Origin of the sequence: Actinomadura oligospora ATCC 43269, from assembly GCF_000518265.1 — a bacterium.
GTDB lineage: Bacteria > Actinomycetota > Actinomycetes > Streptosporangiales > Streptosporangiaceae > Spirillospora > Spirillospora oligospora.
In genome coordinates, this window is the sequence record NZ_JADG01000003.1 from 676,826 (window position 1) to 695,170 (window position 18,345).

The 18,345-nt window shown below is 72.1% G+C and carries 17 protein-coding genes and 1 tRNA gene; 3 read left to right on the top strand and 15 right to left on the bottom strand.

Features of this window, described 5'->3' with window-relative positions:
- Window positions 1-11: 11 nt before the first annotated feature.
- Entirely contained in the window at window positions 12-311 is a 300-nt protein-coding gene (locus tag P696_RS0102755) for a hypothetical protein (protein ID WP_157429479.1), read from the bottom strand.
- A 191-nt stretch (window positions 312-502) separates the two neighbouring features.
- Here P696_RS0102755 and P696_RS0102760 point away from each other — a divergent pair, with 191 nt between their 5' ends.
- Together P696_RS0102760 and P696_RS0102765 are read left to right on the top strand one after the other, a co-directional pair.
- A complete protein-coding gene (locus P696_RS0102760) occupies window positions 503-1,147 on the top strand; it encodes an RNA polymerase sigma factor (protein ID WP_245627473.1) in 645 nt (214 codons plus the stop codon).
- Window positions 1,140-2,312: a CU044_5270 family protein gene (locus P696_RS0102765; protein WP_026411136.1), complete on the top strand. Its 1,173-nt coding sequence runs from the start codon at window positions 1,140-1,142 to the stop codon at window positions 2,310-2,312. Before P696_RS0102760 ends, P696_RS0102765 begins: the two co-directional genes overlap by 8 nt.
- A gap of 54 nt (window positions 2,313-2,366) precedes the next feature.
- Here P696_RS0102765 and P696_RS0102770 read toward each other — a convergent pair whose 3' ends face one another.
- From P696_RS0102770 to P696_RS42815, 8 genes are all read right to left on the bottom strand, one after another.
- A complete protein-coding gene (locus P696_RS0102770; RefSeq protein ID WP_026411137.1) occupies window positions 2,367-2,906 on the bottom strand; it encodes an FHA domain-containing protein in 540 nt (179 codons plus the stop codon).
- Window positions 2,907-3,041: 135 nt separating this feature from the next.
- Entirely contained in the window at window positions 3,042-4,076 is a 1,035-nt protein-coding gene (locus tag P696_RS42810; RefSeq protein ID WP_051466656.1) for an N-acetylglucosamine kinase, read from the bottom strand.
- Window positions 4,073-5,347: a family 4 glycosyl hydrolase gene (locus P696_RS0102780; protein WP_026411138.1), complete on the bottom strand. Its 1,275-nt coding sequence runs from the start codon at window positions 5,345-5,347 to the stop codon at window positions 4,073-4,075. Before P696_RS0102780 ends, P696_RS42810 begins: the two co-directional genes overlap by 4 nt.
- A 19-nt stretch (window positions 5,348-5,366) precedes the next feature.
- Entirely contained in the window at window positions 5,367-6,257 is an 891-nt protein-coding gene (locus tag P696_RS0102785; RefSeq protein WP_026411139.1) for a carbohydrate ABC transporter permease, read from the bottom strand.
- On the bottom strand, window positions 6,254-7,216 hold the full coding sequence (locus P696_RS0102790; protein WP_026411140.1) for a carbohydrate ABC transporter permease: 963 nt from the start codon (window positions 7,214-7,216) through the stop codon (window positions 6,254-6,256). Before P696_RS0102790 ends, P696_RS0102785 begins: the two co-directional genes overlap by 4 nt.
- A 3-nt stretch (window positions 7,217-7,219) precedes the next feature.
- Window positions 7,220-8,557 (bottom strand): ABC transporter substrate-binding protein, encoded by a 1,338-nt coding sequence (locus P696_RS0102795; RefSeq protein ID WP_064743846.1) that lies wholly within the window; start codon window positions 8,555-8,557, stop codon window positions 7,220-7,222.
- A 129-nt stretch (window positions 8,558-8,686) separates the two neighbouring features.
- Window positions 8,687-9,946 carry an ROK family transcriptional regulator gene (locus P696_RS0102800; RefSeq protein ID WP_026411142.1) on the bottom strand — a complete coding sequence of 420 codons (1,260 nt, stop codon included), beginning with the start codon at window positions 9,944-9,946 and terminating at the stop codon, window positions 8,687-8,689.
- A gap of 89 nt (window positions 9,947-10,035) precedes the next feature.
- Window positions 10,036-11,058: a nitrilase family protein gene (locus tag P696_RS42815; protein ID WP_034482761.1), complete on the bottom strand. Its 1,023-nt coding sequence runs from the start codon at window positions 11,056-11,058 to the stop codon at window positions 10,036-10,038.
- Window positions 11,059-11,184: 126 nt separating this feature from the next.
- Here P696_RS42815 and P696_RS42820 point away from each other — a divergent pair, with 126 nt between their 5' ends.
- Window positions 11,185-12,123 (top strand): LysR family transcriptional regulator, encoded by a 939-nt coding sequence (locus P696_RS42820; protein WP_064743848.1) that lies wholly within the window; start codon window positions 11,185-11,187, stop codon window positions 12,121-12,123.
- A gap of 51 nt (window positions 12,124-12,174) precedes the next feature.
- On the opposite strand, the gene P696_RS0102815 is transcribed toward P696_RS42820, so the two are convergent.
- From P696_RS0102815 to P696_RS0102840, 6 genes are all read right to left on the bottom strand, one after another.
- Window positions 12,175-13,431, bottom strand: coding sequence for an acyl-CoA dehydrogenase family protein (locus P696_RS0102815; protein WP_026411143.1), 1,257 nt, complete (start codon window positions 13,429-13,431; stop codon window positions 12,175-12,177).
- Window positions 13,432-13,572: 141 nt separating this feature from the next.
- The gene (locus tag P696_RS42825) at window positions 13,573-14,856 is read right to left on the bottom strand and encodes a family 8 glycosyl hydrolase (protein WP_245627474.1); all 1,284 of its coding nucleotides are present in this window, start codon (window positions 14,854-14,856) and stop codon (window positions 13,573-13,575) included.
- Window positions 14,857-15,113: 257 nt separating this feature from the next.
- Window positions 15,114-16,181 carry a DUF3616 domain-containing protein gene (locus tag P696_RS0102825; RefSeq protein ID WP_026411144.1) on the bottom strand — a complete coding sequence of 356 codons (1,068 nt, stop codon included), beginning with the start codon at window positions 16,179-16,181 and terminating at the stop codon, window positions 15,114-15,116.
- 58 nt (window positions 16,182-16,239) lie between these two features.
- A complete protein-coding gene (locus P696_RS0102830) occupies window positions 16,240-17,046 on the bottom strand; it encodes a class I SAM-dependent methyltransferase (protein WP_034482763.1) in 807 nt (268 codons plus the stop codon).
- 168 nt (window positions 17,047-17,214) lie between these two features.
- Window positions 17,215-17,290: transfer RNA gene (locus tag P696_RS0102835), tRNA-Leu, on the bottom strand.
- 32 nt (window positions 17,291-17,322) lie between these two features.
- Window positions 17,323-18,093 carry an AfsR/SARP family transcriptional regulator gene (locus P696_RS0102840; protein WP_026411146.1) on the bottom strand — a complete coding sequence of 257 codons (771 nt, stop codon included), beginning with the start codon at window positions 18,091-18,093 and terminating at the stop codon, window positions 17,323-17,325.
- Window positions 18,094-18,345: the final 252 nt, after the last annotated feature.

The following is an 18,345-nucleotide window of genomic DNA, read 5'->3' on the forward strand; positions in this document are numbered from 1 at the left end:
CGAGGGTTCCGTCACCAGTCCCAGTAGTGGTGGTGGTGACCGTGGTGACCGTGGTAGCCGCCGTAGTCGTAGTCGTTGTTGAAGCTGTCCTCGATGTACGTGTCGCAGTCGTTCTGGTTGAAGTTGAGGAGAGCGAGACCCAGCAGGCCGTTGCCCTCGGTGTTGTCGCAGGTGCCTCGGCCGGCGCCGGCCTGGCTGGTGGCAGGAGCCGCCTGGGCTGGGGCAGCCAGAAGGGCGCTGAAGATGGCGGTGGCCGCGCCAGCGGTCAGGATCGTGGCCTTGAGCATGACAGAAAGCTCCCCGTTCTGCACTCGGTCCCCCCTTGGGACCGCTCTCCCGACAGATACCCGGCAACCTCATAATGTAACCAGCGCATCACTAATTGTAGTCCCAAGGTTCGTCGGCGGTGGAAAAGAGCATGGAAGGGGACCGCGGGGTGCGGGGGAGAAGGGGTGACAACCCTCCACGCCCGAAGACGAGGCAACAGATGAAGGAACCCCCTGTGGCCGCCCCTCCCCACGCGCCGCCCCAGGTCCCGCCCGACGTGTTCCCCGAGGTCCGGGCCGGGCTCGGGAGGGACGACGGCGCGGTGATCCGGCGGTCCTGGAACGAGCCCGAGCGGTTCGGCGAGATCTTCGACGCCTACTTCGCCGAGATCCACCGGTACGTCGCGCGGCGGCTCGACACCGACGCCGCCGACGACATCGCGTCCGAGACCTTCCATGCCGCGTTCCGCCGCCGGACGTCCTTCGAGGTGTCCCGGGACAGCGCGCGCCCCTGGTTGTACGGCATCGCGAGCAACCTGGTCGCCAAGCACCGGCGCGCCGAGGCCAGGAAGTTCCGGGCCCTCGGCCGGCTCGGCGACGACGGCGTCGCCGACGGGCACGAGGACCGCGTCGCCGCCCAGGTCAGCGCCGAGCGGGTGCGAGGACGGCTGGCGCGGGCCATCGGCGACCTGTCGGCCGACCACCGGGACGTGCTGCTGCTGGTCGTCCTCGCCGGTCTCGGCTACGACGAGGTCGCGCAGGCCCTCGACATCCCGTACGGCACCGTTTGTTCCCGGTTCAGCAGGGCGCGCAGGAAGGTGCGCGAGGCGCTGGGCGGGGTCGACCCCATGCTTGTTCAGGAAGGACCCCGCAATGGATGAACTGCAGTCGGTCCGCGAGCTGTTCGACGAGCCCGCGCCGCCCTCGGCCCGCGTCGTCGCCCGGGCCCGCCAGCGGGCGACCGGCGGTTCGCGCCGCCGCCTTCCCCGGGGACGCTGGGCGTTCTCCGGTCTTGGCCTCGGCCTGGCCGCCGCCGCGACGGCGGTCACCCTCGTCGTGGTCGACCAGGGTGAGGGGTCCGGTCCGTCCGGGCCCTCCGGGAAGGCTCCGGCGTCGGCCCGGCAGGTCCTGCTGGCCGCCGCCGACTCGTCCGCCCGGACCCCCGGGCCCGCGGGGGCGCCCGGGACGTCCGGGAAGCAGAGCGCCTTCTGGCTGACCCAGGTCAAGTACGGGAACCGGGTCCAGGTCACCGGCAAGGCCGGTCCGTACGTCGTCGAGGAGCTCTCGGAGATCAGGGACTGGACGAACGCCCGCAGCCCGCGCCGGACGGACGCGCAGACCAAGGCCGGTCGCGGAGGCACCACGACGCACTACTCGGCGGACCGGAGGCTCGGCGCGCGCCCGGCCGAGGCCAAGGACGTCGAGGCGTGGAAGCGCGACGGGTCCCCGTCGCGGTGGCGCGCCGACAAACGCGACCTGGACACCCGGACGACCCCCTGGCAGACCCACCAGGAGGAGACCGCGTTCAACGCGGCCTTCCCGGACGGGTCGCTCGAGCAGGTGCGGAAGCTCCCGGCCGACCCCGAGGGGCTCCGCCGGTACCTTCTGGCACACCCGGACGCCAACATGCGGAACCGGCAGGACTGGGAGAGCGACTCCCAGTACCTGCTGAACACCGTCGGCCGGATGCTGGTGGTCGAGCCGGTCAGCGCGCAGGTCCGCGCGGCGGCCTACCGGATGCTCGCCGCGCTGCCGGACGCCCGGATGGTCGGGCAGGTGAAGGACCCGCTGGGGCGTCCCGGCGTGGAGGTCACGGTCGAGGGTCCCGGGCCCAAGCCCAGGTCCGGGGCGCTGGGGCCGACGCCGGGACGGATGGAGAGCGGGATCGTCTTCGACCCGTCCACGGGCCGGCTGCTCGCCACGCTCGACATCTCCACCGGCGGGCGCGCCCCGCTCCCGAAGGGGACCGTCATGAGCTGGTCGGCGATCGTCCAGACCGGGTGGACCGACAAGGCGCCCACGGGCGCCACGAAGTTGCCCGGCTGATCGGATAGGCGGCTCGGTTAGGCGGTCGTCAGGGCCGTTCGTCCCGGCGGCGGGTCAGGGGAGGGCGACGATGAAGTTGAGGTTGCCGAACCCGATCTCGTCGCCGGGACGGACGCGGGCGGGCCCGGTGAGACGCCAGCCGTTGATCCGGGTGCCGTTCATCGAGCCGAGGTCGGACACCATCCAGCCCTCCCCGGCGCGGTACAGCTCGGCGTGGAAGCGGGACACCGTCAGGTCGGCCAGGACGAACTGGCAGCCCGGCGCGCGTCCGATGACGATGCGGGTGAGGCCCCCGTCGGGGAGGGTGAAGCGCGGCAGCCGGGGCGCCCGCCAGGCCGCCTCGATCCGCGCGGTCACCTGCGACACGGTGGAGACCAGGCCGGTGATGCGGCCGACCACGCGGCTGGTGGGCGGCAGGTCGCGCACGGCGTCGTCCAGTTCGGCGCGGCTGCGCGCCTGGAGGACCTGCTCGACGCGGCGCTCGAAGGTGTCCTGGGACATCCGTCCCTCGGCCAGCCGGTCACCGAGCGCGCGCAGGACCTGGTCGCGGTCTGTGTCCGACGCCCGCACCGGAAACGAGGGCTGACCGTCCATGGCTGTGAGTATCCAGGTCCTTCTCTCGGCTGTCCAGAAGCGGGCGGAGCGCCCCCGATCGTCCCCGGCCGACCCCCGCGCCGCCTCTGGTGACGTGTGTGACGCCGCGGGACGGCGCGAGGTTCGGGCTCTTGATCAACTTTCTTCGGGAATGTTCCCGGACGGTGGCGGCCAGTGCTCCGCGCATGCCGCGCGCAGGCGTTCCCGGGCCGCGTCGAGGTCGTCCGGGCCGTCCGGTCCGGACGCGTCGGCGGCGAGTTCGGACAAAGCGAGCAGGCCCGCGCCGAGGACGGGCGGGGCGTCCGCGACGACGAGCTCGGCGTGCGGGGCGCTCTCGGCGAAGCGGCGCTCGACGCCCTCCATGAGCGGCGGGCGGCGGGCGCTGAGGACGCCGCCGCCGAGCACCACCTCGGCCGGACGGTCCAGCAGGCCGAGGCGGCGCAGCGCGACCGTGCCGAGCACCGCCACCTCCTCGGCCTGCCGGTCCACCACCGCCAGCGCGACGGGGTCGCCCGCCTCCGCGACGTCCATCAGGACCGGGGTGAGGGACAGGACCAGGTCGCGGTGGATGTCGCCGACGTGCAGCGCGACGCCGACGTCCAGGGCGGTCGCGGCGCCGAAGTGCGCGGCGACGGCGGCGCTGAGGGCGGTGGCGGGGCCGCGTCCGTCCTCGGCGCGGACGGCGTGCCAGAGCGCCGCCTCGCCGAGCGTCCCGCCGCCGCCCCAGTCGCCGGTGTGCGCGCCGAGCGACGGGAACCGGGTGCTCGCGCCGTCCGGGGCGACGCCCGCGCAGTTGATGCCCGCGCCGCACACGACGGCGACGCCCCAGCCGCGCCGCGCCCCCGTGTGGAGCAGCGCGAAGGTGTCGTTGCCGACGGTGACGCGGTCGGTCCAGCCGCGGTCGCGCAGGGCCTTGACGAGGGCGCGCTCCTCGTCGGGCAGGTCCACGTTGGCCATGTACGCCGACACGACCGCGACCGGGGGAGCGGACGCGTCGGCCAGGGCCCGCCCCACGAGGGCGGCGACGCCGTCGACGGCGCGGTCGAAGCCGCTCTCGTGGGGCCGGTAGCCGGGGCCGCGGACGGCGGACAGGACGGTGCCGTCGGTGCCCGCGACCAGCACGTCGGTCTTGCTGTTCCCGCCGTCCACCGCGACGAGGGCGCGGCTCACCGCGCCGCCCAGGGCAGGTGGGCGCGGTTGGCGGCGACCAGGTCGGCCGCGAGCCGGTCGGCCGGGCCGTCCTGCCCGACGAGCGGGTGGGCGAGCAGGGCCGTGCGGACGCGTTCGACGCCGCCGTGCAGGGCGGCGTCCAGCGCGAGTTCCTCGTAGGCCGACACGTGCGCGACGAGCCCGGCGTAGAGGGGTTCCAGCGGCGGGACGGGCAGCGGCAGCGGACCCTTGGAGGTGATCCGCGCCGGGACCTCGATCACCGCGTGGTCGGGCAGGAACGGGAGGGTCCCGTTGTTGCGGACGTTCGCGACCTGCACGTCCGGGATCTCGGCGGTTCCGGGCGTGCCGAGCAGGGCGGCGAGCAGATGGACGGCGGCCTCCGAGTAGAACGCCCCGCCGCGCTCGGACAGCTGCGCGGGCCGGGTGTCGTTGGACGGGTCGGCGTACAGCTCGAGCAGTTCCCGTTCGACGGCCGCGACCTGCTCGGCCCGCGGCGTGCCGTTGCGCTGCCGTTCCACGATCCGGTCGTGCTCGTAGTAGTAGCTGAGGTAGTAGGACGGCAGGGCGCGCAGGTGGTGCAGCAGATCGCCCGGCAGGTTGGAGATGTCGGTCAGCGCGGGCAGGTTCCCGTCGAGCAGCTCGGGGAGGCGGTCGGCGCCGTCCACGAACGCGGAGCGCACCCAGGTGAGGTGGTTCAGCCCGGCGTGCCCGAGTTCGACCGCGTTCGGCGGGACGTCCAGGAGCGCCGCGAGCCGCCGCTGGACGTGGATCGCGACGTTGCACAGCCCGACCGCGCGGTGCCCCGCGTCCAGGAGGGCGCGCGTGACGATCCCGACCGGGTTGGTGAAGTCCACGATCCAGGCGTCCGGGGCGTGCTCGGCGATCGTCCCGGCCAGGTCGAGGACGACCGGGACGGTGCGCAGCGCCTTGGCGAGCCCGCCGACGCCGGTCGTCTCCTGGCCGACGCAGCCGCAGGCGAGCGGGAGCGTCTCGTCCACCCTGCGGGCGGCCTGCCCCCCGATCCGCAGCTGGATCACGACCGCGTCCGCGCCCGCGACCCCGGCGGCGGTGTCGGCGGTGGTGACGACCCGGGCGGGGTGCCCGGCGCGGGCCAGCATCCGCCGGGACATCGCGCCGACCGGGACGAGCCGGTCCTCGTCCGGGTCGACCAGGACCAGTTCGGTGACCGGGAGCGCGTCGCGGAGACGCGCCAGCCCGTCCACCAGCTCGGGGGTGTAGGTGGACCCGCCCCCGACGACCGTCAGTTTCAACCCTTCGCTCCCGTCAGTTTCACCCTTTGACTCCCGTCAGGGTCACGCCCTGCACGAACACCCGCTGGGCGAGGAAGAACACGATGACGACCGGCAGGATCGTCAGCAGCGTCGCCGCCATCGTCAGGTTCCACTCCACGTGGTGCGCGGCGCGGAACGAGGCGACGCCGACCGCCAGCGTCCAGTGGTCGGGGTTGGCGTACACCAGGGGCCCGAAGTAGTCGTTCCAGCAGTAGAAGAACTGGAACAGCGCGACGGCCGCGAGCGCGGGCCGCGCCATCGGCAGGACGACCCGGAGCATCGTCCGCAGCTCCCCGCAGCCGTCCACACGGGCCGCGTCGGCGTACTCGCCCGGGATCGACACCAGGAACTGGCGCAGCAGGAAGATGGAGAACGCGTCGCCGAACAGGCCCGGCAGCATCAGCGGCCACAGCGTCCCGGTGAGGTGGAACCGCGACCACACGATGTACAGCGGCACCATCGTGACCTGCGGCGGCAGCATCATCGTCGCGATGACGACGACCAGCGCGGCCGACCGGCCCCGGAACCGGAACCGGGCGAGCGCGTAGGCGACCGGGACGCTGGACGCCAGCACGAACAGCGTGGACAGGCCCGCGTACATGACGCTGTTGAGCGTCCAGCGGACCATGTCGCCGCTGAACGCGCGGCGGAAGTTGTCCCAGTTCCACGTGTGCGGCCAGAACGAGCTGCTGAGCGCCTGCCGGTCGGTCATCACGGCGGTGAGCAGCATGAACACCAGGGGCGCGAGGAACATGACGGCGAGCGCGATCGCCACCGAGTGGACGGCGATCCAGTACAGCGTCCGGCGGGTCCGGGTGCCGCGGGACGGCCGGTGGACGCGCCGGGGCGCGGGACGCGTCCCGGCGGCGGGCGTCGCGGTCGCGGTCATCGGGCCTCCTCGCTGGCGAAGGCGCGGAACCGGCGCAGCAGGAACAGGGTGAACAGCATCCCGACGCCGAACATCACCAGGGCGAGCACGCACGCGTATCCCATGTTGAACTGCCGGAACCCCTCGTCGTAGAGCCACTGCGGGAAGGTCACCGTGGAGCCGTCCGGGTAGCCGGGCGCGAACTGCGTCCCGGCCGTGTCGGCCTGCCCGGACGCGACCTTCGCCGCGACCAGCGCCTGCGTGAAGTACTGCAGGGTCTGGATGACGCCGGTGACCGCGCAGAACGCCAGGACGGGCGAGATCGACGGGAGCGTCACGTACCGGAACCGCTGCCAGGCGTTCGCGCCGTCCAGCACGGCCGCCTCGTAGAGCGAGCGCGGCACGTCCAGCAGCGCGGCCAGCAGCAGGATCATCAGGTCGCCGACCGCCCATAGCCCCATGAGGGTCAGGCCGGGCCGGGACCAGGACGGGTCGTTGAAGAAGTCCGGCAGCGAGAACCCCAGGTGCCGGGTGAGCGCGGGGAACGGCCCGGTGCCGGGGTTGGTGACGAACACGAACGCGACCGTCGCCGACACCGGCGGGATCAGGTACGGCAGGTAGAACACCGACCGCAGGACGCTCCCGCCGCGCTTGATCTGGGTGAGCAGCTGCGCGATCCCGAGCCCGAACAGCAGCCGGAGCGGCACCATCACCACGACCAGCCACATCGTGTTCTTCATCGCGCGCCACGCGTCGGCGTCGTGGGCGAGGAACCGGTAGTTGTCGAACCCGACGTACTTCAGGGTGAACAGGTCGTACCGGGTGAAGGAGAAGTAGACGGTCGCGGCCAGCGGGTAGCCGAAGAACAGTCCGAGGCCGACCAGCCAGGGCGACAGGAACGCCAGCACGCGCAGCCGGTTGCGGCGGCGTGCCCGCGTTCCCGCGCCCGCGGCGGCCCTCGGGGCGGTGAGGGCGGTCATGGATCAGCCGCCGTTCAGCTTGATCGCCTGGTCGACCCGGGTGTCGAGGTCCTTCAGGGAGGCGTCCAGGTTGGTCACCCGGCCGGGCTCCCACTGGTCCTGGACGAACGCCTGGAACTTCACCACGTAGTCGTTGCCGTTCGGCGTCGGCGGGGTGGTGGCGCTGTGGGGGCTCTTGAACACGTCCAGGAACGTCTGGAACTGCGGCGGCATCTTCAGCTCGGGCGACGCGAGCGCGGGCAGCGTGCTCGGGACGTTCCCGAGGCCGTTGGCGAAGGTGACCAGCGCGTGCGTGTCGGTCGTCAGGTACTTCACGAACTCCCAGGCGGCCTGCGGGTGCTTGGCGCCGCGCGGGATCCCGATGACGGTGCCGGTGATGAACCCGCCGCCGTACCGGGCGGCCTGGTCGTCGGGGACGGGCGCGGGCGCGGTGCCGTAGTCGACCTTGGGCGCCTCGTCCTGCAGGAACTTGGTGCGCCACTCACCGTCGACCGCCATCGCGACCTTGCCCTGCTCGAAGGGGTTGGACGCCTCGAACTCCTGCCCGACCGACTTCAGGAACTTCTTGACGTTGGCGTAGCCGTACCAGTCGATCAGGCTCTTGTTCCACTGCAGGTACGCCTTGACGTTCGGGTCGGCCGCGAGGTTCGACTTCCCGTCGCCCGTGAGCCAGGTGGCGCCGAACTCGGTCGCCAGGTGCTGCACCTGGTGCTCGTAGTACTGCGCGGACGGCATGAACCCGGCGACCTTGATCGTCCCGTCCGGGTTCCGGACGGTCAGCTTCTTGGCCAGGGCCGTCAGCTCGCCGATGGTCTTCGGCGGCTGGTTCCCCTTCATCAGGGCCTTGTTGTAGTAGAGGCCGTAGGCGTCGGCGAGCAGCGGCATCGCGCAGCGCCGCCCCTTGTACTGCGTGTACTCCCGGACGGCCTGCGGGAACAGGTTGAGGTCGACCTTGGACTTGGTGAGGTAGGGCGTGAGGTCCTGCCAGGCGCCCGACTGGCACCACGATCCGACCGAGTCGGTGGTGAACGACGACACCACGTCCGGCGGGTTCCCGCCGCGGATCGCGTTGGTGATGCGGTCGTCGGTCTGGTCCTTGACGAGCTTGACGGTGATGTTCGGGTGCAGTCTCTGGAACCCGGCGACGGCGTCGTCGAACGCCTTCACCTCGTGGTCGGCGGACCAGCCGTGCCAGACCTCGATGGTCTGTCTCGCGTCCGCCTTCGGGCCCGAGTCCGACCCGCCGGAGCTTCCGGCGGTACAGGCGGAGGCGAGCAGCAGCCCGGATGCGGCGAGGGCCGCCGCGGACAGGCGCCGGGCGCGCCGGGGGGTGAGGAACACTCCTGGTCTCCTTCGGAAAGGACGGCCGGACGGGCCGTTGGGGGGTGTGAGGAGTGGCCCGGGCCGATGAGACCCGGATCTCGGGTGTGCCGTGGTGTCGGGTGTGTCGTGGTGTTGGGGGCCCGCGATTCAGGTGGTCGCGGCCCGGGTGCTGGAGAACACCTCCTCCCGGCATCCGCGCAGCGCCTGGTCCAGTGCCCCGGCCAGGACGACGTTGCCCGCCACCGCGCTCAGCCGCACCGGCGGGCGGGGGATCGTCAGGCTGTGCAGTTCCTGTTCGACCAGCGCGCGCAGCGCCTCGCCCCCCGCACGGGGCACCTCGCCGGTCAGCACGATGAGCTCGGGGTCGAGGATGCCGACCACGTTCGCCAGCGTCGCCGCCAGCCGCTCCGCCAACTCCCCGAGCGCCGCCTCCGCCGCCTCCCTCCGCCCCCCGGCCGCCCCCTGCGCACCGGATGTCCTCGTTCGCGGGGCTGATTCGAGGGCCTGGGTGGCGCGGGTGATGGCGGTGCGGACGTCGCGGCCGTGGAAGCCGTGGCGGCGCAGCAGCGCCAGGACGGCCCCGCTTCCGATCCGGGTCTGGACGCCGCCGGTGTGGGCGAGCCGCGCGCCGCGCACGAGCGGCGCGCCGACGGCGGGCATGTAGCCGATCTCGCCCGCGCCGCCGGTCGCGCCCCGGTGCGGACGGCCGTCCAGCACGACGGCCATGCCGATGCCGTCGCCGACCCACAGCAGCGCGAAGTCGCGGACGTCGGCGGCCTGCCCGGACGCCATCTCGGCGAGCGCGCCGAGGTTGACGTCGTTCTCGATCTCCACCGGCACGCCGAGCCCGGCGGTGAGGTGCGCGGTGATGCCGGGGACGTGCCAGCCGGGCAGGTGCGCGGCGTAGCCGACGCGTCCGGTCGCGGGGTTCACCGCGCCAGGGATCCCGACGACGACCCGGTTGAGCCGGGCGCGGGTGAGGCCCGCCGCGGCGGCCGCTCCGTCCACGGCCGCGGCGGCCCGCGCGGCCGGGTCCACGTTCGCGCGGCCCGGCGTCGCCAGGACGTGCTCGCCGACGACCGCCCCGGTGAGGTCGGCGACGGCGGCGATGATCCGGCGGGGCGTGACGTCCAGCCCGGCGACGTGCGCCGCGGACGGCACGATCCGGTACAGCTCGGCGGTGCGTCCGGGGGTGCCCTCACGCACCCCGTCCCGCATGACCAGCCCGGTCTCCTCGAGCCGGGCGAGCAGCTGGGACGCGGTGGGCTTGGAGATCCCGGTCAGCCGGGACAGCTCGGGCCGGGACAGCGTCCCGTGCGCGAGCAGCGCCTCCAGCGCGGCGCGGTCGTTGATGGCGCGCAGCAGGCTCGGGGTGCCCGGCGTGGGCGCGGACGCGTCGGACGGCACGGTGTACTCCCGGCGGCCTCTCGAAGTTAGGAAACTTTCCTAACGTGGCCCCGAAAGTAAGGACTCCTTCCGAACTCGTCAACCCCTCGTCACCGTTTCGTTGCGTTTCCCTCCTGCTCACGGACCAGCGGCACCGGGTCGGTGGTGAAACGGGCGCTGCGCGGGTCGCGCTCGTCGCCGAAGCGCCGGGTGAGGATCCCGTACAGTTCCGGACGGCGTCCCTGGATCCAGCGCCGTCCGGTGGACAGCGGCAGCAGGTCCAGGTCCAGGTCGGCGGTGACCATGGCGTCCTCGGCGACCCACGTCTCGGCGAGGACGCGGCCGTAGGGGTCCAGGATCATCGCGTTGCCGGTGCGGATCTCGTCGTCGTCGACGCCCACGCCGTTGCTGAACACCACGAACATCCCGTTGTCGTGGGCGCGGGCGGGCAGCCAGCGCATCAGCCACCCGCGGCCGTGCGGTCCGCGGAAGGCCGCCTCGATCGCGGCGGGGTCGGTGTGCCGCCGCGCCCACAGCTCGGCCGGGACGGGACGCATGCCGTGCGGGCTGCGGGAGTGGGTCCCGCCGGTCTGGTGCGGCGCCAGCAGCACCGACGCGCCGAGCAGTGCGGTCGCGCGGGGGTTCTCGACCAGGTTGTTGTCCCAGCAGATCAGCACGCCCATCCGCACGCCCCAGGGGGTGGGGAAGACCGTGTAGCTCCGCCCGCTGGAGATGGCGGGGTGCTCGAAGGCGTGCAGCTTGCGGTGCCGGTGGACCTTCCCGTCCGGCAGGCAGACGGCGTAGCTGTTGAAGAGGTCGCCGTTCTCGCCCGCCTCCAGGAAGCCGACGCCGATGGCCAGGCCGTGCTCGATCGCCAGATCCCGGACGGTCGCGACCGACGGCCCGTCGAGCGGTTCGGCCAGGGCGCGCAGCCACTCGGCCGGGTGGTTGCGCAGATGCCAGTACCCCAGAAGGCACATCTCGGGGAACACCACCACCTGCGCGCCGCCCACGGCGGCGAGGCGTGCGTAGTACTCGATCGTGGCGAGGTTGTAGGCCTTGTCGTCGCGGCGCGACTCGAACTGGACGCTCGCGGACCGCAGCGTCCGGTCCGGGCGCTGGTTCTGGTTCACCTGTGGTTCTCCCTGCTGGTCGGCGCCGTTCGGTGCCCTGTCGGACGTCGACGCGTGGAACCAGTGAAGCCGGACCCTTTTCGATGCGTCCAATCAATCTTTTGGCGTGAACGATAGAGTTCTGGAATGGAACTGGGGTTGCTGCGGGCGTTTCTGGCGGTCTCCGAGCATCGCCACTACGGGCGGGCCGCCACCGCGCTGGCGTTGACCCAGCCGACGCTGACCAAGCAGATCCAGGCGCTGGAGCGCCGCCTCGGCGGACGGCTGTTCGACCGCGGCCGCCACGGCGCCGTCCTCACCGAGCTGGGAGCGGCGCTCCTGCCCGAGGCGCAGGACCTGGTCGAGCGCGCCGACGCCCTGGAACGCCGGATGGTCCGGCTGGCCGCCGGGCACACCGGGGCGCTGACGGTCGGATTCGGGCTGTCGAGCCTGCGGCTGGCGCCGCGCGCGGTGGCCGCCTTCCGCCGCCTCCATCCCGAGGCGCGCGTCACGCTGGACGACCTGCCCTCGCAACAGCAGCTCGACCGGCTGGACCGCGGGGAGCTGGACGCCGGGTTCATCCGGTTGCCCGTGGACGACCGCTGGGGACAGCTCGTCCTGCACACCGACCGCCTCGCGGTGGCGTGCACCGGCCCGCCCCCGCCGGACGATCCGGACGACCTGGCCGGGTGGCTGGCGGGCCGCGACCTCATCCGGCTCGTCCGCTCACGCGGCCCGGGGCTGTTCCAGCAGATCGCGGGCCTGTGCGCCGCGCTCGGCCTGCCCGCGTCCGCGGCCCAGGAGACCCGGGACCTGCAGACGGTGCTGGCCCTGGTCGCCGCCGGAGCGGGGGTCGCGCTCGTCCCGGCGAGCGCCGCCGGCATCGCGCCGCCGTCGGTCACCCTCGCCCCGGTCGCGCACCCGGCGGCGGAATGGCGGATCGGCGCCGTCTGGCATCCCCGGCGCCTGCGGCCGCTGACGTCGAACTTCCTCGACGTCGTCCGCGACCTCAGCCCGCCGCCCGGCGCAGAGCGCGAGGGCCGGGGCCGTCCCCCTCAAGACGCCGGGACGGCCCCGGCCCGCTGACCTCGGCGGACCGGGGCCGCTCCGGTGGCCCGGCTCAGGGGGACGGCGGCGTCAGCGTGACAGGAGGTCGCGGGCGATGTGGGTCACCTGGATCTCGTCGGTGCCCGCGTAGATCTGGAAGGACTTGGCGTCGCGGGCGAGCTGCTCCACGTGGTACTCGCTCATGTAGCCGTTGCCCCCGAACAGCTGGACCGCCTCCTGGGTGACCTCGGCGGCGGCCTGCGCGGCGTACAGCTTCATCGCGGACGCCTCGGCGAGCGTCGGGGTGCGGCCCTTGCGCTGCATCTCCACGTGCCGGAACACCAGGTTCTGGACGTTCAGCCGCGCGACCTCCATCTTCGCCAGCTTCAGCTGGATCAGCTGGAAGTCGCCGATCGGCTTCCCCCACAGCTCGCGCTTCCCGGCGTAGTCGATCGACAGGCGCAGGCACTCCTCGATGACGCCGAGGGCCATCGCGGCGACGCCCGCCCGCTCGGTGACGAAGTTCGCCTTCGCCGACTCCTTGCCGCTCTGCGCGCCCGTCCCGCCGCCTCCGGTGAGGAGCCGGTCCTCGCCCACGCGGACGTCGCTCAGGAACAGCTCGCCGGTGGGGGAGGAGTGCAGGCCCATCTTGCGCAGCGGCTTGCTCTGTTCCAGGCCCGGCATGCCCCGGTCGAGGACGAAGGTGAGGATCTCGCGGTCGCGCGGGTCGCGGCCGTCGTCGAGCTTGCAGTAGAAGACGATCGTGTCGGCGTAAGGGCCGTTGGTGATGAACGTCTTGGAGCCGTTGAGCACGTATCCGTCGCCGTCGCGGCGCGCGGTGGCCTGCATCCCGCCGAACGCGTCGGACCCGGAGTTCGGCTCGGTGATCGCCCACGCGCCGACCTTGTCCATGGTGAGAAGGTCCAGGCCCCAGCGCCGCTTCTGCTCGACGCTGCCGCGCTTCATGATCGTCCCGGCGGCGAGGCCGAGGCTGACGCCCATCGCGGTGACCAGGCCCGGCGACACCTTGCACAGCTCCACGATCGGCAGGATGCTCAGCGACGCGTTCGCGCCCCCGCCGCTCACCCCGGACACCTCGTCCGCGTCGCCGGAGGAGTCGGCGGCGGACGCCTCCGCCTCGGCGGCGCGTTCCTCCTTCTCCATGCGGGCGTGGAAGGAGGAGCGGGCCATCTCGTCCATGCCGAAGGTCCGGAACAGGTCCCGGATCAGGTCGTAGGGCGGCAGGTCCCCGGCGTCCAGGGCGTCCATCCGGGGACGGACCTTCTCGTCGACCCATGCGCGCACCGCGTCGCGGATCATGACGTCCTCGTCGGACCAATCGATCATGCTTCGTCCCGCCTTCGTCGGACCGGTTCGTCCGGTCCATCCTGGCAGACGTTGAAAGTAAGCGCTTATTGTGGTCGGGGCGGGCGGGGTGCGCTCCGGCCCGCCCCGACGGTTCTCGCGGGGCCCGGCGGCCCGGGCGGGTCAGGGCGTCCAGTAGTTCCCGGACACCACGATCATCGACTGGAGCTGCACGCTCGCGCCGAAGTACACCTTGGGGTCGACGGCCGTCCCGGCGAGCTTCTTCCAGAGCGCGTCCAGCCACTGCTGGGAGCCGGGATCGGTGGCCGCGGTGACCGCGAACGGCGCGGTGAACGCCATGTCGTGGCCCTTGTCGAACGCCGACCCGGACAGCTTGTACCCGGTGTAGATCTTGCCGGGGTCGCCGCCGGTCGCCGACTTGATCCAGGTGTTCATCTTGCGTGCCGCCGCGAGGGACGTGGAGTCCCCGCTGACGATGGCGTCGGTGCCGATGCGCCAGGGATCGCGGCAGGCGTTCCAGTTGTAGTCGCCGTCGTGCGGGTCCTCCAGCACCTCACCGGACGCGGGCTTGGCCGCGGTCTTGGTGTCGACGACGAAGTCGGGCAGCAGCCCGGTCTTGGCCGCGTACTTGGACTGCAGGTTGGTGATGACCTTCTGGTGGGCCGTCCGGACGGTGTCCCAGGACGCGTCGCCGGTCGCCTTCCGGAACGCCCGGAAGTGGTCGACCATCCAGTCCGACGAGCGGCTCATCCAGTAGTGCGACTCGCTGGAGTCGCTCCAGTCGCCGAGCAGCAGCAGGTGCGTCGTGGGGTTGGTCTCGCTCTTCTTGATGGCGTTGATGTGCTTCACGGCGAGCTGCTTGTAGTCGTAGGTGCCGGTGCTGCCCCACTGGCGATCGGCGAGCAGCAGCCCGTAGGCGACGTCGAGGTCGCCGTCGGTGGCCGAGTCCGAGCCGTCCACGCTCTTGCAGGCCGAGTTCTGCTCGGCGGCGAGCAGGTCGTGGTTGTTCACCGACGGGTGGGCCAGCATGTACTTGACGAGCCCGTCGAAGATCTTCTTGGCGTCCGTGTCGGCGCCCGCCATCAGCGCGGTGATCACCATGCCGTAGCCCTGCGCCTCGGCGACGTAGGGGTGGTCGGCGTCGGGGGAGTAGACCTGGTACCAGCCGTTGCCGCACGTGCTGCGGACGAAGTTCTTCTTCCACTGCTTGTAGACGTTGACGACCGCGCTGTCGGCGGTCTTCCGCGCCGCCGACGGCCGGAGCGTCCCGGCCGCGTACTTGAAGGTGTGCGACCCGAAGGGCCGGGCGGGTCCGCCCGCCGCTCTCACCTCGTCCGCCGAGACCGGACGGGCGCCGGAGGTCTGTCCCGAGCATCCGGCCAGACCCGCGACGGCCGTGCAGGCCGCCGCGCTCACGACCGTCCCGCGTGCGATTCGCCGAAGCACGCGCCACCTCACCTTCGTCGTGCCGAAGCCGGATCGCGGACCGTGCTCTCGACCCGCCCTCGGCGGTGTCCGAAACTGCCTTTTGAAAGTTAGGAAGGTTTCCTAACGCCACGCAGGCAATCATCGCGGTCACCGTCCGTCAAGGCCCAAATCCGGCCCGGAGGGGGCCGTCTCGGGCTCACCTCGGGATACGCCGGGAAATCGGCTTGCGCCACGGCGTCGCTTATTGATCTACAACGTAAAGGGGCTCGGCGTTGTCAGCCGGAGAGTCTGACGATGTCGGCGAGCACTCCGCCGTCTGCCGTGAGACGGTCGGCGGCGGGGCTGTCGTAGACGACCAGCAGCTCGCCGTCCGACAGCACCGCGATGCCCTCGGCGTGGTCGCATCCGTCGCCGTGGGGGAGTTCTCCCACCTGTTCCAGGTCGTCGGCGGTCACCAGACCGTGGGGTGCGGCGTGCCGGGCGCCGGGCCACCGGACGAGGCGGACCGGTCCGTCCAGGTCCATGCTCGGCCCGGTGAGGATGAGCAGGTCGTCGCCGTGCGGGCACAGGTCGCGGATGCCGAGGCCGCCCAGGTCGAGGAAGTGGGTGCGGTGGCGGGGGCCGTCGTCGTCGTCCAGCGGCCGGACGCGCAGACGCCCCGGATGGTGCGAGTGGGGTTCCGGAGCGATCTCGACCAGGACGGCCCAGCCGCGCAGCACCGGCCCGCGCAACCCGACGAGGACACGGTCGCCGATGACCGCGATGCCCTCGATGTCCAGGCCGTTGTCCTTGCTGGGGATGGCCAGGAACGGGGCGAGGTGCGGGTCGTCGGCGAGCAGGTCGGCCAGGGAGTCGCCCTGTCCGCCGAGCACGGCGGCGGTCCGGTCGCCGTCCTCCCGGACGACCCGGGGCAGGCCGTCGTCGCCGGTCGTCAGGGGGAGACGGGCGAGGATGTACCGGTTCTCCTCGCGGACGACGCTCGCCAGGCGCTTGCGGGCCTTGGCGGGGGAGTGGTCGGGCTTGGGCTTGCGGCGTTTGAGGCTGTGCGAGCCGATCGCCCAGAGCCACCCGTCGGCGCGGGCGAGGCCCTCGATGTCGGCCTCCGCGTCCGGGCCTGCGGGCAGGTCGACGAGGTCGGCGAGCCGTACCGAGAGTTCCGCGCCGTAGCCGGTGACCCGCCCGTCCGTGTCGGAGACGGCGGTGAGCCGCTCGATCGTGGCGGTCTCGTCGCCCGCCACCCACAGGCAGGGGCCGTCGCGGCGGACGGCCGACAGGTTGGTGTGGGTGGCGGCCTCGCGGCTCGCGTCCGAGAAGTGGAGGGGGATCCGGCGTTGCGAACGCATGCGCCGATGCTGTCACAGGCCGGACGCCGGGAACCCGTCCCGGGGCCGGTCTGAAGGTTCAGAAGGTGAAGCGGTAGTCCACCAGCAGTCTGCGGAGCGGCGGTACCGCGTGCATGAACTGGTAGAGGAGCCGGTAGGTCCGGACGGGAATGAGGTGGCCGAGATCGGTGATCGGCACCTGCCCGGCGAGGGTGAGGCGGGGGTCCATGCGCTCGACCTCGTGTCCGTCGCGCACCGGCCATTGGAAGAGCCTGCCCATCCGGACCATCGAGGGCGCGAGGCCGTCGAAGAGCAGCTCGCCGGTGTCGAAGTGCGCGGTCAGCCGCGGCAGCAGGCGCCGCATCTGGTCGGCGGTCAGGTAGGGGAACAGGCCCTCGGCGACGATGAGGACGGGCCGGTCGCCGGGCACCTTGTCCAGCCAGCCGGTGTCGGTGACCGACGCGCCGATCATCTGGTGGTTCCCCTTCTCGGGGTAGAGGCGGCGGCGCAGGTCGATGACGGCGGGGATGTCGAGGTCGTACCAGGGGTGGGCGCCCTCGGCGTCGAGGCGGAGCATGCGGCTGTCGAGGCCGCAGCCGAGTTGCAGGACGGTCGCGTCGGGGGTGCGGGTCAGGAAGTCGGTGCACCAGTCGTCCAGCACCTTGGCGCGCAGGGCGACGAGGAACTGGTTGCCGTTGGGGTGGAGGCGGCGGCGCAGTTTGGCGAAGTCGTAGTCGATGCGGGAGAGGGCCTCGGCCGCGTGGCGGTCGCCGAGGATGGGCCGCGGCAGGCGGCTCTCGTAGGCGCGCAGGTAGAGGGTGCCGAGCAGGGTCCAGGTCACCCCCTCGTCGGAGATGGCACTGAAATCGATCTTTCCGTCGTCCATCGCTCCCCCTGCCATTCCGGCGGCCTCGAGCGCGTTTCCCCCGATCTCGGCACCAGAATGATCGTGAATGACGTACGCGACGAAGTGTACTCTCACGCGGTGTGACGGAACGGGAACTCGGCGGTATTCGGGCGTGCCCATCCGGAATTCGGCAAGGGGATGGTCAAGTACCCCGGGTGGGACTTGAACCCACACATCGCGGATTTTAAGTCCGCTGCCTTTCTGCCAATTGGGCTACCGGGGTGAGGGTGGGCCGGTAGGGGGCGGCCCGGGTGTTCAGGCGGGGATGGCGAGGTCGAGGCGGTGGTCGGTGGCGAGGATGGCGCGTTGCAGGCGTTGCAGGGCGGGGCAGGGCTCGAGGCCGAGTTCCCTCCGGAGCGTCCGGCGCGCCGCCTGGTAGGCGGCGAGGGCGTCGCCGCGCCGTCCGCAGCGGTACAGCGCCAGCATGAGCTGCCGGTGGAGCGCCTCCCGGAGGGGGTGCTCGGTGGTGAGCTGGTAGAGGTCGCTGACCAGTTCGCGGTGGCGGCCGAGCGCGAGCCGTGACTCCATGAGCATCTCGGCGCACTCGAGGCGGGTCTCCTGGAGCCAGGTCTGGAAGCCCTCCAGGATCGGGCCCTTGCAGACGTCGTCCCACAGGGGTTCGTAGGACAGGTTCAGCGCCTGTTCGAAGTCGGCCGCCGCGCGTTCGTGCAGGCCGTGGCGGGCGTGCTCGCGGCCGCGGGCGACCAGGCGCTCGAAGATCCGCACGTCGAGGTCGTCTCCGCCGAGGCGGATCAGGTAGCCGGGGGGCCGGGTGACGACGGGGCTGTCGGGTCGTCCGGGGCGGTCGAGGAACTTGCGGACCTGGGACACGTAGACGTGCAGCCCGGCGATCGCCCGGCGCGGCGGTTCCTCGCCCCAGATCTCGGTCATCAGCTGGTCGATCGACACCACCTGGTCGGCGCGGACCAGCAACACGGTGAGCAGGGTCGAGACCTTTCGGGCCCGGATGACGTATTTCCCTTTCTCGTCGACGACGCGCAACGACCCCATGATCTCGTAGTGCACGGCTCATCCCTTTCCCTGGGCATAATCCGTCGATGGGAAGTGGCGGCGGTTTCCCGGTGCGGGAATTCCCGGTCACCGCCCGCCCAACGCTAGCAACGGCCCCTGATCCCCAGTACCCCAGTCCCGGACCGGGCACCCCAGGGGGACGGCCACCCCTAGGCGGTTTCCCGGCCGCGTGAAATTGGCTGCGGCCGGGCGTTTTCAGCGGTCCTTCAGGGGGTGCCCGCGGGGTGCCGTCCGAGGGCCGGTCCG